The sequence below is a fragment of the Gimesia benthica genome, assembly GCF_009720525.1.
Lineage (GTDB): Bacteria > Planctomycetota > Planctomycetia > Planctomycetales > Planctomycetaceae > Gimesia > Gimesia benthica.
Genome location: NZ_CP043930.1, coordinates 4,243,295 through 4,260,093, shown reverse-complemented (window position 1 = coordinate 4,260,093; position 16,799 = coordinate 4,243,295). Strand labels below are relative to the sequence as shown.

Sequence of the window (16,799 nt, the reverse complement as noted above, 5' to 3'; positions counted from 1 at the left end):
TGACTTGAGGTTGCTCTGGTCCTGTTTATCCGGATCAGATACACTACAAAGTCCCGCCTGAGACAGAATCAAGACGAGGATGCATTCAGAGCGCTCTTCTGATTTCCTCCAGATAAGACTAAGATTCTCTATCCGGAAACGAATTGCCCGAACCCAGATTTGACCAGGGAACTGCCTGAGGACCCCAGAATGGCTGACAGTCAAAATCAAATTGAATTAAAAAATCCGGCTGTCGCTGCAGTGCTCGGGTTCCTGATTCCAGGAGCAGGTCACTTTTACCAGGGCCGCACCTTCAAAGGAGCGATTTACTGCTTCTGTATTCTGAGCACGTTCTTCTGCGGAATGGCACTGGGCGACTGGAAAACGGTCTATTATCAGTCCTGGCAGGGGAAGCGGAATCTGGGTTACTTTGCCCAGGTTGGCGTCGGTCTGCCGGCACTGCCCGCACTGGTACAGAACTCCCGGTTCCATAAACAGGCGGCGCCAGGCAACCTGGCCCGCAACGATCTGGATGCAGGCTATTTTCAGTCGCAGCCTTACCAGATGGATCTGCCGCTGGAAGCTTCTTTCAAGGGAACGCTGCTGGATCGAGGCAATGACGGAAAAACCATCAGCGGTGCGCTGGAGGGTACCATCCGGCTGAAATCCATCGATGGTGAGTTCGGACCTGAGGTCAGAGGTGCCTTTGAGGGCACCCTGGATGGAAAACCAATTGAACCCCTGGAACTGGCGGATCCGATCGGAATCGGGCTGCCTCTGGGTGGGAATCAGCGCAGAGCCCTTGAATGTGCGGTCATCCGCAAAGAGGGGGGACAGCGGACCGACACCGGACATATTGAAGGGAGCATTCCACGACCTTTCCTGAACTGGTTCGAGATGCCCCTCAGTGAAAGTGAGCTGGATGACATCAATAAAGAGCTGGGAAAACGGTATGAGTTTGCCGTCGTGTTTACCTGGATCGCGGGTCTCCTGAACCTGCTGGCGATCTGGGATGCGTTTGAAGGCCCCGCTTACGGCCGGGGAGACGAGGAGGAAGAAAAGCCATCCTCTGACAAAGAGCCTTCACCCGCAACAACATAAACTCTCATTTACATCATTTTGCCCATTTTGACATAAACCAGAAAAGGCACATCGACATGTCTGTTTCACTTCTGTTCGCGAACCAGGTTAATGCGATAGTTTACCTGATTCCCCTGTTGGCGGTGATCAGTCTGGTTTATAATGCGACCCGTTACGAGATTCCTGAAATTATCATTAAACGTTCGATACGTTTTTTCTTTACAGCAATCATCATCATGGGGGCCTTGATGACGTTGCTGGCAGTGCTTTCCTGGAATCTGTGAACACTCTGGCACTGAGTGACATATCAAGTCAGGTTGACCCGCCAAAAAGCGATTTCGACTTCTTAAAAAAACATCTTCAATTCTACAGATACAATTGCACTTTCAACTATTGTTGAGCATACTCAGACGATTGCGGGGTTATGGATTCCCTTTCTGCAATAGTTAGGTTGGGATTACTTTATGCAGATTAATGGACTAGCACTTACAGATATTGTAGATCTGGCAGACCACGCGGATCTGTTTGAATTACTGGATAATGAAAGTGTCTACACCCTTTCTCACCAGGGCGTAACGGCCGGGTTTTCCAGCGTGAAAGCCATTAGCCGTTCTACGGGCATCGAGACACGCCGCCTGCTGCAGCCCGATCTCTGTCCACTGGACATTGCGGTCGCGATTGCGGAGAAACTCCAGTTCCGCGTCGGCTTTGACTGGAACGACTGTCCGGCCATTCTGCTCTGTCATTCACACACCAATAACCAGTCAGCCCGTCAGCTCTGCGATCAGCTTTCCGAAAAGCTGGGTGTTCCCACAGAACGCTTCATCCCCTTCAATTATGGCTGCGTGGGCTTTGTGCAACTCCTGAACCGGGCCGCACAACTGCTGCAGGAACTCCCCGAACGGGTACATATTCCGCTGCTCACGGTCGAAACTCCCGAGCACTGGCACGATTCGTCTGACAAAGCATTCTGCGGCATTGTTTCCGCCGGCGCCACCGGCACCACCCTCTGGCGTGGACCGGGACACGAACTGCTGCACGTAGAGACCGCTGTCGAAATCATTCCTGAAGAACGCCGTAAACCCGAGGTCCCTCTGTTCTGGACCGAACAAGGCGACATGTTCGATTTCCGTGGTCAGCCCGAGCACAAGCTTGTGATGCACATGGACGGGGAATCGGTATTCCTGAATGGCGTTGATTTCATGTTGAATGCCTGCCTGAAATCATATCACGAAGTTGCCGACGAACCCGGCCGGATCCTGATTGCCCCGCATCAGCCCAGTGGCAAGCTGCTCAAAGCGATGATTGCAGCCGCCAAGCAGGTACCGATCGAAGCCGACTTCCTGAATAATCTGCCCAACTACGGCAATTCCATCTCGTCGACAATCCCCACGATCCTGGCCCGTCTGGAGCAGGTTGTCAGCCAGAACGGATATGAACCGGCCGCTCCCGGCGACCTGATTCTGTTACCCGCCGCCGGAATCTGTATGGATCGCCTGACAGACGCCATGTGCATCGGTCGTGCCGCCATCCGCTGGCAGCCGGGTCGCTATCACGAAGAAGCCTGAAGCCTCTCTGAGAGGCTCTCAGGCAGCGTCTCGTTCAAATCCGCGAGTTCCAAAGGCTTCGCGACCTTCGATGATCGAGCCCTTGTCGAACCGCTTACCGAAGTACAGCGCCTGGGCTGATTCGTCGCTGAGCACGGTTTCCGCGTCCCCACTGACGAGTACCTGTCCCGCACTGATGATATAGCTGCGGTCCGTAATGGTCAGCGTCTCACGTTCACGGTGGTCCGTCAACAGAATCGAGATCCCACTGTCACGCAGGTCGGCAATGATATCCTGAATATCATGAATCGTAACCGGGTCAATCCCGGTGAATGGTTCGTCCAGCAGAATCAATTCCGGAGAGCTGGCCAGGCAGCGGGCAATTTCCAGACGCCGACGTTCCCCACCGGAGAGGGTCGAAGCAATCTGCTTCCGCTTGGCGGTCAGTCCGAACTGGTCCAGCAGTCGATCGACGGTCTCACGTCGCTGACGGCGATTCAGGTCGAGGAACTCCAGGATAGCGTAGATGTTGTCTTCAATCGAGAGTTTGACAAACACACTCTCATCCTGAGGCAGGTACCCCATGCCTTTTCGCGCCCGTTTGTACATGGGCCAGGTAGTGACATCGGTATCTTCCAGGTAGACACGGCCTTTCGTGGGAGCAACCATTCCGCAGGCCATGCGGAAGGTGGTCGTCTTACCAGCCCCGTTGGGTCCCAGCAAACCGACGATTTCACCCCGTTCCACGAAAAAATCGACGCCGTCGACGGCCCGTTTACCCGGATAATCCTTGACCAGACCGACGCATTCCAGCAATGGCATCGTAGCCGTCCTCCTTGACGAAACTGCAACTCGAAAACTAACGAACGCGGATTTTACTACATTCGGGGATCTGGCTGAATAGTGATTTTCAGCGGAATTCCCCGGCTTCAGCGAATGCGTTTCATGCGGGAAAAATTGGGGTAAAATGGGAATGACAGCTTGGCATAGGGGTCCTTGGGATAAGATCCGGGAGCCGTCTGATGATAGAAAAACCTCTTGAGTGGTCCCACATCGGGTGAATAGCCGCGACCATCATTCATAAACGGAATTCCATGCGGCCAGTAAATCATGAAGGCTTTCCCGACCAGGGCTGTACGCGGGACGGCGTGACGACGTTCTGCCCCCCGATCATTGCCCCACAGGCGACTGTCGGCACTGCGGGCCGAGTTATCGCCGAGCACGAAGAACTCTTCATCAGACATCTGTGCAAACGTGACTTTCTGGTGATGATCTTCATACTCACGACTCCAGGCAGCCGGATCGTAGAGCAGTTCCCAGAGATGTTTATGCTCGCCGGGAATTTCCAGCTTCTGATAATACTCGTCCGCACGGTAGTAGATGTCCCGTTGCAGCAGCAGATGAGAGACGTTGAAATTGAGCCCCCGGCCCGCGATTCCCGCTGGTGCCAGGTCGCCTTCCCGCGGATCGTGCGTCGCTGTCGGCTTGTATTCGGTTTTGCCCTGCAGTTCTACCAGATCCCCGTCGATCCAGAGACAGAGCCGCTGATCGACGTTCGCAAACATGATTTGATGGGCGCCCGCTCCCTGCAATGAGGTTTCGACGGTCGTTAATTCGGTCTCTACCGGTTCGGGGTTGGGATAATCTTCCACGTAGTAGAGGGTCGCTTTGCCGGTCTTTACGTCAAACTTGACGCGGTAATGTCGATCGCCGCGCATCAGTTCCACAAACAGTTCTCCTTCGGCGTTCTCGATCTCTACATCGAAACTGAGTGTGAGATCACCGACCCAGAAGGCAGCGTCGTAGATGTAATATCCCTCGGTGGTCCCCCCGGTGTAGCTGTTGTAGGCTGTAAAATCACTGATCAGCCGGGGTCGGGGAGGAGAGGACAAGATCGACTGCTGAAACAGTTCCGGGTTTTCCTGGAGCAGAGCCCACTCTGATGTCTGCGGCACCACATGCTGGTAGCGCAGCCATTCCAGTTTGGCGTCAGCCTGCTTGAGGGATTCACCCTGATACTGATAGGCCCGTGATTCCTGATCGATCACCCAGTTGGACTTGCTCAGCCCCTGGAACTTCGTCTCGCCGGCGGCTACCTGCTGCATGGGAGACCAGCGTTCGGGCCAGCCATACTGCAGAATTTCGCGGGGTGGATAATCATCATCATAGACCAGTTGCTGAACCGTCAGCTGTTTTTCCAGGTTGTCTTTGCGGAGAATCTGAAACGGTTCCTGATCGCTTTTACGAGCGTAGACATCGCCGCGGGAAATCTGGATTTCCTCGCCAGGCAGTCCGACCAGGCGTTTGATGTAATTGGTTTGCGACGCCTCCGGATACTTGAAGACAATCACATCCCAGCGATCAGGATCGCCGAACTCAAAGGGGAATTTATTGACGATAATCCGATCCCCGGTAAACGGCATCGCTTCCCGCAGGTCAGCATAGTAGCGGCAGTTGGGACAGAGCGCGCCGGTCACTTTTAAATCGGGGCGGTAATACTCTGTCTTTTCAATCAGTTCATCGCTGGCACCAACGGCATATTTGACGCCACATGAAGGACAGGTCAGTTCTTTGTGCCGACCGTAGAGTGTGGGAGCCATGGAACCGGTGGGAATGACGAACGCCTCTGCCGAATAAGCCCGGAACACAAAAGCGAACACCAGAGCAATGATGATCGATTCGATCGTATCGCGGACTTCATTATGGCGGGAACGAGGCGTTTCGGACTCAGCCTGTTTTTTCTCAGCCCGTTCTGCCAGAAACGTTTTCAGCTTTGATTTCTCGATTTTTTTGGTCATCAATGCCAACCTGTCAATTTATCGCATGCGAAAGCGGAACCAGCTTTGTTCGCCCGTTCCCATTATTCGCCGTTCGCGCTGGTTTATGGGCGTTTTTCTTCAAATGAGACGAAAAATGATCATAAAGAAAAGCAACCCCTGATCAGTGAATATAGCGAATCCGGGAGAAATCTGGAATGCGGATGTGTCCGATATGATTCCCGAATTTGACTTCCCCCTGCCGGGAGGGGAGATGTACCAGAAAAGGCTTACCCAGCAGGTACTTGCGATCCACTTTGCCGTCCGCCCAGCTGCGGCTGTCCAGCGATACCGGGCTGTTATCTCCCAGTACGAAATAGCTGCGTTCGTCGAGCTCGTAGGGCTCCTCTACGCCGTGTAATCCCTTGCCGCGGGTGTAGTGAATATCGCGAAATAACTTCAGATCCGCCACCTGGACTCGTGCCCCCTGACAGCCAAAGCGAACCGGTTCGCGGATCTCCTTCCGCGGAGTGGTACTCTCGGAGAAGAGCAGCGGCTGATAGAGCAGCTTTCCATCGACGGCACACAGAACCTGGCGATCCATGACAGACATCTCGAGCCGCACGGGGCCGGAACGGAACGCGTCATGCAGGGGTTCGCTGCGGAGTGGCTGCTGCTGGTCGTCGACCCAGAGTGACACCTGCTGCTGGGCGAAGTCGATCAGCGTACGAAACTGATGCTGTCCGTTCTGCATTTCGATTGCGAAGGCCCCTTCCCTCCCGGAGACCTGCAGCTGGCACTCAAACATAAAGTCATGCACTGGAATCGCTTTCTGATTCTCCACGCCCGAATTGTAAGCGTAATCATCGACGACCGGAGCCACATGCGATTTCTCATACAACAGTGCCAGCGCGTAGCGGAACTCTTCATCCTCAGACTGATTTAACCACCGCTGGCAGTCATCGGGGGAGAGTGCCCCATGACAGGTGAGCTGCTGTTTCTGTTCATCGTAGTGCACCGCCCCGATTACCGGTTCCGGCGGATCCACTTCTGCGGGCCAGGCTTCCAGTGGGACGCTTGTTTCGTGGTGCCCCCCCTGTCGGATCCAGTGCTGATATTTCACCCACGACCAGTGTGATTCCGCGAGGGGATTGTCCTGATCGGCGGTATGTACAAAGCCGCGTTCGCGAGGCGACCATTGGTTGCTCTGCCCGCCTGCCTCGTCTTCCTGTTCCACGGGAATGAAACGGGGCTGGAAAAAGTCGTCATCCTGGGGTTGATAGCGATTGTCATATACAAGCTGCCGCACCGCGCGTTGCGTTTTCAACTCTTTCCGCTGTATCTCACCGTTGATATAGAGATCCCCCTGCTTGACCTGCACCTTTTCTCCGGGCAGCCCCACAACCCGTTTGACATAAGCCTGGGTGGGTTTGATCGGATTCTGAAACACGACGACCTCCCAGCGGCGGGGTGGTTTGAGATAGTAGGCGTGTTTGAAGACCAGCAGTTGATCCCCTTCGTTGCGGGGCACATGGGTCAGATCGATGGAATTCGTATTGCAGTTGGGACAGGTTGCGTATTCGCCCACACCCGCGTTGACATCAGCCTCTCCAGAGGCTCCCTGGAAACGGTTCGCGGAAACCGATTCGTCGTAAGCGACTCCATAAGTAAACGAATAATCACAGCGGGGACAGGTCACCTGTTTGTGATAACCCAACAGTGACGGGGCCATCGAGCCCGTTGAGATCATATAACCTTCCGCCTCGAAGGTCCGAAAGAGAATCACCGCGATTGCGAGTGCGACCACAGACTCCACCACCATCCGCATCAGACTGGTTCGCTCGGGAACTTCTTCTGTGCGGGAATCGGTTTGAAGGGATGATTGGTGCATCGCAACTTACAACAGAAGACAGTGAATTCAGCTGAACCCGGGATTCAGCCAGCGGTAATCAGGGGTCTCATTTTAATAGATCCTGCAGGGCTCTGGAAATAGCGGTTCACTGTCTCCCTGCACAGATCGCTGCATTTCTTTCGTAGAAACAACGGTGATGATCACCAGCAGCCAATGAGACGAGCATTGCAGCTCTGATCTGACTTTAAAACATGGAATTGAAACCACTTAGCCCACAAAGCAGAACAGCAGCAGCATGCAGATCCAGATCACTCCCAGGAAATGCCAGACAACCGAGCAGGCGTGGACGCCCCAGTGATACTCATGGTCGTACTCGTAGAGATAGGCTTTGTAAATTACATAACCGAGTACACAAAAGGCCACGATGAAATGCACCGCATGCAGCAGCACAAAGGCGAACAGCATGCCGTAGCTGCTGAGGTAGCGATACGAATCCTGAGCCGGGTCAAGTGAGAGCAGCAGTTCGCCGTGCTGGCTTAAGACGTTCATCAGTCCCAAGGTCTGGATCACAAAGAAAGCACCGCCGAGCAGGAAGGTGAGGTTCAGGCAATTGCGGAACTGCTGCTGCTTTTCCAGCCGGACGTAATACAGTGAGCGGTGAATGGTGATACTGCCCAGGATCAGCAGCGCTGTGCTCAACCAGAGAATTGGAGGGATTACCAGGTTGATGGGCTGGGATGTCTGAGCCATGCTGGTTCTAACAACCACGTAGGCCAGCAGTCCTCCGACGAACAGAACCGCGATGCTGAAGAGGAAGATGGCCAGCCCGAAATCCCGCTGACTGAGTCGGTCGCGGGATGTGAACAACATCGCGCAACGATCACGAATTGAGCGGCTCCGGTAAGTAGGCATGCTGACCTGCCATCGCACTGAAAGCGAAAAACGAAACGTGGAATATCAGAACTGAGCCTCCTGTGGCTCAGTTCTATTTTCTGTCACAGCCCGGGCAAATTCAAGATTACTTCTTATCAGCGGCTGGTTTTTCAGGAGCCGGCTTCGACTCTGCTTCAGGAGCTTTCTCAGCCTTCGCCTCGGGAGCGGCCTTTTTTTCGGCTGCTTCAGGGGCTGCCGCTGGTGCGGCCTGCTCACCAGCCGGGGCAGCGGGCGCGGGTGCAGCGGGTGCCTGTGCTTCCACAGGTGCGTTATCTTCCTGGAATCCCCTGACGTAATTATCGTAAGCATGCGAATCGAGGAGGATCATACAGAGGAAGAAGGCCGCAAAACAGATCGAGAAGAAGAAGGTGATGCGGTTCAATGGTTTGTCGTACCAGAGGTGCATGAAGATAAAAACCACCAGGGAGGCTTTCGCGGTGGCGATCGCCATGGAGACAATCACATCCAGGCTGCCGGTATCGTACTTGGCGGCTTCCACGGTCACGATGGTCAGAAACACCAGGGCCAGGAACACACCGACCAGCACTTTCACCGGAACGATGTGTACGTGGCAGCTCTGAGCATCTTCTGCGTGAGCATCACTTTCAACATGATCTGACATGATGAATTCTTTCGTCTCTTTATCTGTTTCACTTCGAAGTGGCGAACCACTCCTTGAGGAATTACTTGGAATATCAATGACGCTAGTTGATCAGGTACAACAGCGGGAACAGGTAGATCCAGATGAGGTCAACCAGGTGCCAGTACAGACCGACGAAATCGACTGCACCAAAATAGTAAGTTGTGAAGGCACCGTTGACCGTCCGCACAATCAACCAGCTGATGGCAATCATACCACCGATAATATGGATAGCGTGCAGGCCAGTCATGCAGAAGTAAACACTGAAGAAGGTACCGGCCAGTTTGGGCTCAGGCACTTTCTCAGTCTGCTCGGCATATTCAATGGGAGCAGTTTCTGCCATCTGGATTTCCTGTTTGGTGGGCTCTTCATGATGACCGAAGGCATGATAGCCGATACTGGCATAAGCACCGATCTGCATTCCGACTGCAGAGACCAGGAAACAACCGGCGATGGTCGCCAGGTTTTTCTTATTCGGATTTTTAATGAGTGCTCCGAAGGCAACACCAGAGAGTACGATAACCACCCAGAGAACGAGGGTCATGTAAGACAGTGTGGCCTTGGTTTTTTCGAAGAGCGTGTCACCTTCGTTGTGACTTTCTTCAGCGTGTGCTTCCTCTTTTTCAGCTTCGATGGCTTCGGCTTCGAGGGCAGCTGCCGCTGCGGCTCCGGGAGCCTTTTCCGGATCGACATGCTCTTCACCGTGGTGTTCCGGGCTGACATAAGCACCGGCCCAGAGCAGACCATGGTGTGCTTTCTCGGTGTATTCAAAGGATTTGACACCCAGGAAGATCGCTGCACAACCCAGGGTAATCACCAGACAGGTCAGCAATCCGCGTGTCTGTCCCAACTGGGCACAACGAACGCCCCAGGCCATGGTCAGACTGCTGAAGAGCAGTACGATGGTATTAGCTGCCCCGAGGGTCGTATCAAGGAACTGGCTGGCATAGACAAAGACTTCAGGGTGCAGTGAACGATAGACGGCGTAGAAGCCGAACAGACCGCTGAAGAACAGCACTTCGGTGACCAGGAACAGCCAGATACCCAGTTTACCGGTATCAAACTGCTGCTGATGAGAGTCGAAGTGATGCGCCAGCCGGGGATCATGGTGCTCATGATCATGGGCGTCTGAATGTTCGTCTGTTGTGGTGGTGGCCGCGGTATTCATTAAGCTTCTTTATCTCCTGATGCGGTCACAGATTGCTTGTTATCCCCCTGACATTCAACGGGAACGTATCCTCCGATTTCCTCGTTGTAAACCACCGATTCCATGATGTAGGGATCGCCGGCCAGGGGAGGATGATCGAAGTTATTATGTGGTGGTGGTGAAGAGCACTGCCATTCCAGGGAAGCTCCTCCCCAGGGATTCGCAGGTGCTTTCTTGCCACGGTATACCGAGTAAATCAGGACACCAGCCATCAGGGCCGAACTCAGTCCCAGCAGGTAGGCACCACAGGTGGACATAATGTGCAGACCCTGGAATTCTTCCAGGTAAGTATAGTACCGGCGGGGCATACCCCGGGTCCCCAGCAGGAACTGTGGGAAAAAGGTCAGGTTGAAGCCCAGGAAGACCCCCAGACAGGCAATCCGTCCCCAGAACTCGCTGAACATCTTACCGCTGATTTTAGGCCACCAGTGGTGAACTGCGGCGAACAGACCGACCAGCGAAGACCCCATCATCACGTAGTGGAAGTGAGCCACCACGAAGTAGGTATCGTGCAGGTGGACGTCGGTGGCGAGTGTTGCCAGGAAGAGCCCGGTCAGACCACCGATGGAGAAGATAAAGATAAACGCCAGACCGTAGCACATCGCGGTGGTAAAGCGAATCGAACCTTTATACATCGTAGTCAGCCAGTTGAAGACCTTGATCGCCGAGGGAATCGACACACTGAAGGTAATCGCACTGAAGATCACAGCTACGACGCGGGACTGACCAGAGACAAACATATGGTGTCCCCAGACCAGGAAGCCGAACATGGCGATCGCGATACTACTGTAAGCGATGAACCGATATCCGAAGATGTGCTTGCGGCTGTGGACGGCGATCACTTCACTGACCACACCCATGGCCGGCAGAATCATCACGTACACGGCAGGGTGCGAATAGAACCAGAAGAAGTGCTGAAACAACACAGGGTCACCCCCGAGTGCCGGATCGAAGATCCCGATGTGGAAGGCCCGTTCGACGATCAGCAACAGACCGGTGATCCCCAGAACGGGAGTTGCCAGAATCTGAATCAGTGCGGTTGCATACAGAGCCCAGAGGAACAGGGGCATTTTGAACCAGGTCATTCCGGGAGGACGCATCGTGTGAATCGTCACGATGAAGTTCAGCCCGGTAAAGATCGAACTGAAACCCAGAATGAAGACCCCCAGCAGGGCCGTGATCACCGCGGTGCTGGTGGTGACACTGTAAGGTGTGTAGAAGGTCCAGCCGGTATCCAGTCCACCCAGCACGATCGCTGCCAGGAAGAAGGCGGCCCCGAACATCCAGAGGTAAAAGCTGCCCAGGTTCATGCGGGGGAAGGCCACATCTTTGGCCCCCAGCATCACCGGCAGGATGATATTCCCGATCGCCGCCGGAACCCCGGGGATGATCACCAGGAAGGTCATGATCGCCCCGTGGAGGGTAAACATCTGGTTGTAGGAATCGGGTCCCATCAAAACTCGGTCAGGTGAGAGCAACTCCGTACGCAGCAGAACTGCGAACAGGCCCCCCAGGAAGAATGAGCAGGTCACCCCAATCAGGTACATGATACCAATGCGTTTATGATCGAGTGTGAAAAACCAGCTCTTCCAGCCACTGGAACAGTTCAGGTAATTCAATTCACGGTATTGAATCGGGAAATTTGATTTTGGATCGGAGGAGTCAACTACAGTTGCCATCTTCCAGCCTCCTGAATGATTTCAAATAATGTCGGATCGGCGATCCGGAAACACAATCGAGAACCAGGTTCTCACTTTGATTTATTTTATCAGCGACGTCAGTCGCCCGTTTTACTTCTGAGCTTCGATAAAGGCGATAATCGCCGTAATGTCCTGATCGGTCAGCTGACCTTTAAAGGTCGGCATAATCGGTCGGAATCCGGCCACCACCTGGGACTGGGGTTCCAGAATGGACTGACGGATGTAATTCTTATCAGCCACCCCGGTACTTCCGTCTGCAAACTTACGTTCACTACCAAACAGACCTTTGAAGGTCGGTCCGTTTTTGGGTGTGCCGTCCAGCGAATGACACTGGATACAACCACGACTTTTGTAGAAATATTCACCCGCTTCGACAGGTGATTTGTTTTTATGAATGTCAGATGCCTGCTGCAGCCACTTGTCGAAGTCGCCGCGGGTTTCGTGTACCACGACCTTGCTAATCATGTTAGAGTGTTTCTGACCACAGTATTCAGCACACATCAGCGGGTACTCTCCGGCACGCGTGGCTTTGAACCATTCCTGGGTGTAACGTCCGGGAACGACGTCCATTTTAGTCCGGAAGGCGGGAACCCACAGACTGTGAATCACGTCGTCGGAAGCCATGGTCAGCGTGACGTTTTCCCCTTTGGGAATGTGCAGTTCGCTTTCGATCCAGCCATTAGGATACTGGAAGGCCCAGGACCACTTCTTGGCAATCACGTTGATATCGTAAGAATCGCTGGGAGGCGTCCGCATATCGATGTAGCCAGTAAAGCCGACCCAGAACATCACAATGGTGAGCAGTGTCGGGATCACGGACCAGGAAAGTTCCAGCGTCAGATTGTGTGTGCTGGTCTTTTCGGCTTCGACACCAGGTCGATGGCGGTATTTGACCATAAACAGCACCATCAGACTGACAATCAGTACGAAGAAAAACGTACAGACATACAGAATGAAGAAGTAGACAGAATCGCTGTGTTCTGCCACTGTTGAACCTTGCGGCGGGAACCAGAACCCGGCATCGGCGTTTGCTAACATGTTAGGGATGAATAGTTTCATCTGCATTCACACAATCAACTGTTGAGTGTTAAATAATTTCAGGTATTAACCAGAACTGATTAAATCACAATATCGCTAATTTTCGGGAGCTGAGAAATGCCTCGTCTCCTGTGGAATTTCATGAGTCAGAGCATCGCCTGTCTCCAGTGCCTGTCTGCCCTTACGTCCCCTCCAGTAGGGAATCAGAACGACAGTCAGAATAAAGACGGTGGCAAAGCCGCCGATTTTCATGATATTCCGTGCGGTCGGAGCATACCGACCACTGTCTGCATCGTAGTGAAAACAGAACAGTAAAAAACGATCAACGGTGGAACCGATTTTACCTTCTGACGCTTCCACCAGCGCCAGTTTCAGGGTCTGTTTCGGAAAATTAATTCCGTATAAGTAACGGGAAACGCGTCCATCGGGAGTGCAGACCAGCAGGACCGCCGGATGGGCATATTCCTGGCGTTCCGCCACATACTGATATTGGACTCCCATCGCATCCGCTAATTTATCGATGGACTCTTGCCGACCGCACAGAAAATGCCAGCCTCCGGCAGTTCCCGCACGATCGTATTCTTTAAAGTATTTCTGTTTGGTCAGGTTGGCTCTCTGGTAAGTCTCTTTGGGATCGATACTCACCGAAACAAAATCATATTGCTCATCCGCAGACCACTCCAGCTCCTTCAGTCCCCGAACCAGTGCCGTCAGTTGCAGAGAACACAACATGGGACAGTTGGAATAATTCAGCGAGAGAATAACCGGACGGTCTTTTTTAAAGTAGTCGCCCAGGGTTACCGGTTTCCCGGAACTATCCTGAAATTTGAGATCCAGGGGTAATTGAGTATCCAGGTGCTCAATGACGTCCAGTTTCTCGATACTTTTAGGAGCTTTTTCCATCCGGTCCGCCTGTACTGGCAGGACATTCAGTCCCCAGAGAAAGAGGATCAGGATGGATGTGTGCAAGGGTTTCATGGCGATTTGTTTTTGTTTTTCTTTTGTTTCTCTTGTTCCTCCTGAACCACGAACTCCATAGCCCGATCAATGGGCACGGCTGCAATATTCTTATCCTGATCAATCCAGCGATATTCCGACAACGCTGCCGCCTGGTTTGCCAGAACGCTGTCCGAAGTCACCTCCGGTACCTCGATCACTTTGACTTCCGTTTCTGATTTCTCAAACGAGTAGCTCAAAGCGGCAATCGCGAACACCAGGAAAAATGTAATGATGGTTCCAACGACGCCGACAAATGCGATCATCGTCGTATCGAGGTCATCATAGGCTGCTTTATGACTCGACATAATTTTATCTCTTATCCTAAAAGTGGCTGATCTGAGTAACCAGGCTATGTTTAAATGTTATGAAACTCGAGCGATTCTTCCAGACGCGGGTCACGGACCGGCATAATCGACTTGCCAGCTGACAGCTTCAGAATGGTCGCCACAAAGATTCCGCCGACTCCAATTGTACAACAGACGTTGATCAGGATCATCGGGAACGAGACTGCCGGATCCATGCCATCAAAGGCCAGGTTAGGCATCACGAGCCAGAAGATATCAACCCAGTTCATGATCAGCAGGTAAACGGCCCAGAAACAGAGAGTCTTGGGGTTTCGCTTCATCCAGCGTGACATGAAGAAGACAAAAGGAATCGCAAAGTGTCCAATGACCAGCATCAGCGATACTGTTCCCCAGCCATTTGTCTGACGGGGCAGGAAGAAGGTGGTTTCTTCAGGAATATTTGCATACCAGATCAACAGATACTGGGAAATCGCGATGTAGGCCCAGAAGCAGTTGAAGGCAAACAGCAGCTTACCAACATCGTGCAGGTGCTCGACGGTTACGGGCTCTTTGAGTAACCCTTTGCTCCGCAGGAAGACCAGGCTGATGGCCAGCACACTGAAGAATCCGACCAGGCCAGCGGCGAAGTAGTAGACGCCGAAGATCGTACTGAACCAGTGAGCATCCAGCGACATGATGAAGTCGAAGGCGGCAAAGGTCAGCGTGAACGCATACAGCAGGATTGCGGGACCACTGCGACGCTCCATGAGCAGCGTCAGTTCCGGGTCACCAGACTCATCCTGTGCCAGCGATTTATTCAGAAAGAACCGGGCCAGAAAGATCCAGGAAGCGAAGTAAATCACGTAGCGAATCGCAAAGAAGCCGTTATTCAGGTAAGGCGCTTTATGCTGCAGCAGAGTATCTTGAGCTACATTCTCCGCGCTGGCCCACTTGTAGAGCGTATCGTTGCCTGTCAGGGACAGCAGCACGATCGGCAGTACGAGGACAGCCATCGGAATCACACCCAGGGAGAGAAATTCCGAAATACGCCGCAGGACTACACTCCAGCCGGCACGGGTCAGCTGCTGAATCATCACGAAGAACAGCGCGCCCAGCGAAATACTCAGGCAAAAGAATGTGCTCTGCAGGTAAGAGAAGGCAAACAGATCCCAACCGTGATTGAAGACCAGCCCCAGTACGAACGCTACCGGCAGCAGGACAGAGCAGCCCAGAGCGATCTTCAATGGAAGCGGCCCCAGTTCATCCAGGGTTTGCACAGTAATCTTTTTGTCAGCGTCGTGTGAGGTTTGCATAACGTTTCTTGTTTTACAACGAGATAATATTCAACAGTGAATTATAGAGGAAACCTGTTATTTGGTGTCCCGAAGTTTTCGTTTTTCATCATTTGTCAGGGTATCTGCGTCGACCTGATGGCTCTTCTGCAGGGCCTTCAGATAGAGCACAATCGCCCAGCGATCTTCCGGCGGAATCTGCGGCCCATAGGCAGGCATCTTGCGAACACCGTTGGTGATCGTGTGGAACAGGCGTCCCACAGGCTGCTTACGAACGTTGTCGGTATGGTAGGAAGCCGGGCGTACCCAGGTTCCCTGCTGCAGATCCATGGCTCGCAGGGTGACCAGACCATCACCTTCCCCACCCAGACCGTGACAGACAGAACAGTAAATCCGGTAGCGTTCTTTACCCCGAGCCATCATCTTATCGGTGACGGGCATCGGAAACTCGGTGACCCAGGGCAGACTAGCCAGTTTGTCTTCTGCTGCCGCCTGGGCATCAGCGTTGGCACCTTCTGCTGGTTTTGCTTCAGCCGGTTTCTTTTCATCGGCTTTCGCTTCGTCCTGGGCGGCGATCGTAATCACATCCTGATCTTCCGGCAGAACTTTCAGACCATAGTAGAAGGGAATGTTGTCATCTTTATACTGACCACGGGGAATCGTACCGGGGATATGCGGACGCATTTCACGTCCGTCGCCGAAGATTGTAGTGGTATTCTGTGCCTTAAGATAAGGCTGGAAGTCCATGTCGGGAATGATATGGATCCGCGGATTATCGGTCACAGTCGACCGCTTGTAGGCAACCAGGGCGATCGGCATCAGCATCAGGACGCCGAACAGGCTCAGGCCCAGTTTCAGGTTCCGTGGCAGTTTTGGTGATTCGACATCCGACCAGAACTCTTCCACATGGTTTGGATTGAGCGACTTCACGAATTCCCCGGTATCGATTTCGGAGAACTTGGGATCGCTGGCATCCATACTCAGAAAGAAGCGGTCGTTGGTTGCACGACGGAAAGCATCCGATTTGAAAATCGGGTTGTACAGTTTAGGCAACTGGTTCAGACCGAGCATGCCGAAGAATGCACCAAAGGCAGCCAGCAGAACCGAGAGTTCGAACATGATCGGAATACAGGCCGGAATACTGAAGAGCGGCTTACCACTGATCAGGAACGGGTAATCGACGGCGTTCATCCAGTACTGCATACTGATCGCGATGGTACCGCCGGTCAGACCGCAGGCAGCCACAATCCAGGGCAGAATCGTGTATTTGATGCCCATGGCTTCATCGATCCCGTGAACCGGGAACGGGGTATGGGTATCCCAGCGATTGTAGCCGGCATCGCGCACCTTCCGGGATGCTTCCATCAGGGATTCCGGATCATTGAACTCGGCCAGCAACCCCAGGAGTTCGGGTTCTACTTTGTTCTCAGCTGGATGTTCGATCGTGGTCGCCATAATTTCTTTATTCATACTCATGTTTTATACCGTATTA

Annotated in this window: 15 protein-coding genes; 3 read left to right on the top strand and 12 right to left on the bottom strand. The window is 53.2% G+C overall.

From position 1 onward, the window contains the following. Nucleotides 1-189 precede the first annotated feature (189 nt). From F1728_RS16385 to F1728_RS16375, 3 genes are all read left to right on the top strand, one after another. Nucleotides 190-1,080, top strand: coding sequence for a DUF6677 family protein (locus F1728_RS16385; protein WP_155365023.1), 891 nt, complete (start codon nt 190-192; stop codon nt 1,078-1,080). A gap of 56 nt (nt 1,081-1,136) precedes the next feature. Next, nucleotides 1,137-1,343, top strand: coding sequence for a hypothetical protein (locus F1728_RS16380; RefSeq protein ID WP_145115004.1), 207 nt, complete (start codon nt 1,137-1,139; stop codon nt 1,341-1,343). 180 nt (nt 1,344-1,523) lie between these two features. Further along, the gene (locus F1728_RS16375; protein WP_155365022.1) at nt 1,524-2,627 is read left to right on the top strand and encodes a beta-ketoacyl-[acyl-carrier-protein] synthase family protein; all 1,104 of its coding nucleotides are present in this window, start codon (nt 1,524-1,526) and stop codon (nt 2,625-2,627) included. An 18-nt stretch (nt 2,628-2,645) separates the two neighbouring features. Here the strand turns inward: F1728_RS16375 and lptB are convergent, their stop codons facing one another. The 12 genes from lptB to F1728_RS16310 form a co-directional block, all read right to left on the bottom strand. Then, nucleotides 2,646-3,428, bottom strand: coding sequence for an LPS export ABC transporter ATP-binding protein (lptB, locus tag F1728_RS16370; RefSeq protein ID WP_145192600.1), 783 nt, complete (start codon nt 3,426-3,428; stop codon nt 2,646-2,648). A 107-nt stretch (nt 3,429-3,535) separates the two neighbouring features. Next, the gene (lepB, locus tag F1728_RS16365) at nt 3,536-5,404 is read right to left on the bottom strand and encodes a signal peptidase I (RefSeq protein ID WP_155365021.1); all 1,869 of its coding nucleotides are present in this window, start codon (nt 5,402-5,404) and stop codon (nt 3,536-3,538) included. A gap of 142 nt (nt 5,405-5,546) precedes the next feature. Then, on the bottom strand, nt 5,547-7,253 hold the full coding sequence (gene lepB, locus F1728_RS16360) for a signal peptidase I (protein ID WP_155365020.1): 1,707 nt from the start codon (nt 7,251-7,253) through the stop codon (nt 5,547-5,549). 228 nt (nt 7,254-7,481) lie between these two features. Then, entirely contained in the window at nt 7,482-8,084 is a 603-nt protein-coding gene (locus tag F1728_RS16355; RefSeq protein ID WP_155365019.1) for a cytochrome c oxidase subunit 3, read from the bottom strand. A 148-nt stretch (nt 8,085-8,232) separates the two neighbouring features. After that, nucleotides 8,233-8,769, bottom strand: a complete 537-nt coding sequence (locus F1728_RS16350; RefSeq protein WP_155365018.1) for a cytochrome C oxidase subunit IV family protein — start codon at nt 8,767-8,769, stop codon at nt 8,233-8,235. 82 nt (nt 8,770-8,851) lie between these two features. After that, a complete protein-coding gene (locus F1728_RS31675; RefSeq protein WP_228030207.1) occupies nt 8,852-9,955 on the bottom strand; it encodes a cytochrome c oxidase subunit 3 in 1,104 nt (367 codons plus the stop codon). Then, nucleotides 9,955-11,673, bottom strand: a complete 1,719-nt coding sequence (locus tag F1728_RS16335) for a cytochrome c oxidase subunit I (RefSeq protein WP_155365017.1) — start codon at nt 11,671-11,673, stop codon at nt 9,955-9,957. Before F1728_RS16335 ends, F1728_RS31675 begins: the two co-directional genes overlap by 1 nt. Before the next feature lie 111 nt (nt 11,674-11,784). Then, the gene (gene coxB, locus F1728_RS16330) at nt 11,785-12,753 is read right to left on the bottom strand and encodes a cytochrome c oxidase subunit II (protein ID WP_228030206.1); all 969 of its coding nucleotides are present in this window, start codon (nt 12,751-12,753) and stop codon (nt 11,785-11,787) included. A gap of 75 nt (nt 12,754-12,828) precedes the next feature. Next, the gene (locus F1728_RS16325) at nt 12,829-13,710 is read right to left on the bottom strand and encodes an SCO family protein (protein WP_155365015.1); all 882 of its coding nucleotides are present in this window, start codon (nt 13,708-13,710) and stop codon (nt 12,829-12,831) included. Next, nucleotides 13,707-14,036, bottom strand: a complete 330-nt coding sequence (locus F1728_RS16320; RefSeq protein ID WP_155365014.1) for a hypothetical protein — start codon at nt 14,034-14,036, stop codon at nt 13,707-13,709. The genes F1728_RS16325 and F1728_RS16320 overlap by 4 nt, the downstream gene beginning before the upstream one ends. 50 nt (nt 14,037-14,086) lie before the next feature. Continuing rightward, entirely contained in the window at nt 14,087-15,328 is a 1,242-nt protein-coding gene (locus F1728_RS16315; protein ID WP_155365013.1) for a quinol:cytochrome C oxidoreductase, read from the bottom strand. A 57-nt stretch (nt 15,329-15,385) separates the two neighbouring features. Then, nucleotides 15,386-16,783: a quinol:electron acceptor oxidoreductase subunit ActD gene (locus tag F1728_RS16310; protein ID WP_155365012.1), complete on the bottom strand. Its 1,398-nt coding sequence runs from the start codon at nt 16,781-16,783 to the stop codon at nt 15,386-15,388. Nucleotides 16,784-16,799: the final 16 nt, after the last annotated feature.

Excerpts from the sequence above, each read along its gene's own strand:
- F1728_RS16385 (WP_155365023.1), top strand. The coding sequence starts at position 190 with ATGGCTGACAGTCAAAATCAAATTGAATTAAAAAATCCGGCTGTCGCT.
- F1728_RS16380 (WP_145115004.1), top strand. The coding sequence starts at position 1,137 with ATGTCTGTTTCACTTCTGTTCGCGAACCAGGTTAATGCGATAGTTTAC.
- F1728_RS16375 (WP_155365022.1), top strand. The coding sequence starts at position 1,524 with ATGCAGATTAATGGACTAGCACTTACAGATATTGTAGATCTGGCAGAC.
- lptB (WP_145192600.1), bottom strand. The coding sequence starts at position 3,428 with ATGCCATTGCTGGAATGCGTCGGTCTGGTCAAGGATTATCCGGGTAAA.
- lepB (WP_155365021.1), bottom strand. The coding sequence starts at position 5,404 with ATGACCAAAAAAATCGAGAAATCAAAGCTGAAAACGTTTCTGGCAGAA.
- lepB (WP_155365020.1), bottom strand. The coding sequence starts at position 7,253 with ATGCACCAATCATCCCTTCAAACCGATTCCCGCACAGAAGAAGTTCCC.
- F1728_RS16355 (WP_155365019.1), bottom strand. The coding sequence starts at position 8,084 with ATGTTGTTCACATCCCGCGACCGACTCAGTCAGCGGGATTTCGGGCTG.
- F1728_RS16350 (WP_155365018.1), bottom strand. The coding sequence starts at position 8,769 with ATGTCAGATCATGTTGAAAGTGATGCTCACGCAGAAGATGCTCAGAGC.
- F1728_RS31675 (WP_228030207.1), bottom strand. The coding sequence starts at position 9,955 with ATGAATACCGCGGCCACCACCACAACAGACGAACATTCAGACGCCCAT.
- F1728_RS16335 (WP_155365017.1), bottom strand. The coding sequence starts at position 11,673 with ATGGCAACTGTAGTTGACTCCTCCGATCCAAAATCAAATTTCCCGATT.
- coxB (WP_228030206.1), bottom strand. The coding sequence starts at position 12,753 with ATGAAACTATTCATCCCTAACATGTTAGCAAACGCCGATGCCGGGTTC.
- F1728_RS16325 (WP_155365015.1), bottom strand. The coding sequence starts at position 13,710 with ATGAAACCCTTGCACACATCCATCCTGATCCTCTTTCTCTGGGGACTG.
- F1728_RS16320 (WP_155365014.1), bottom strand. The coding sequence starts at position 14,036 with ATGTCGAGTCATAAAGCAGCCTATGATGACCTCGATACGACGATGATC.
- F1728_RS16315 (WP_155365013.1), bottom strand. The coding sequence starts at position 15,328 with ATGCAAACCTCACACGACGCTGACAAAAAGATTACTGTGCAAACCCTG.
- F1728_RS16310 (WP_155365012.1), bottom strand. The coding sequence starts at position 16,783 with ATGAGTATGAATAAAGAAATTATGGCGACCACGATCGAACATCCAGCT.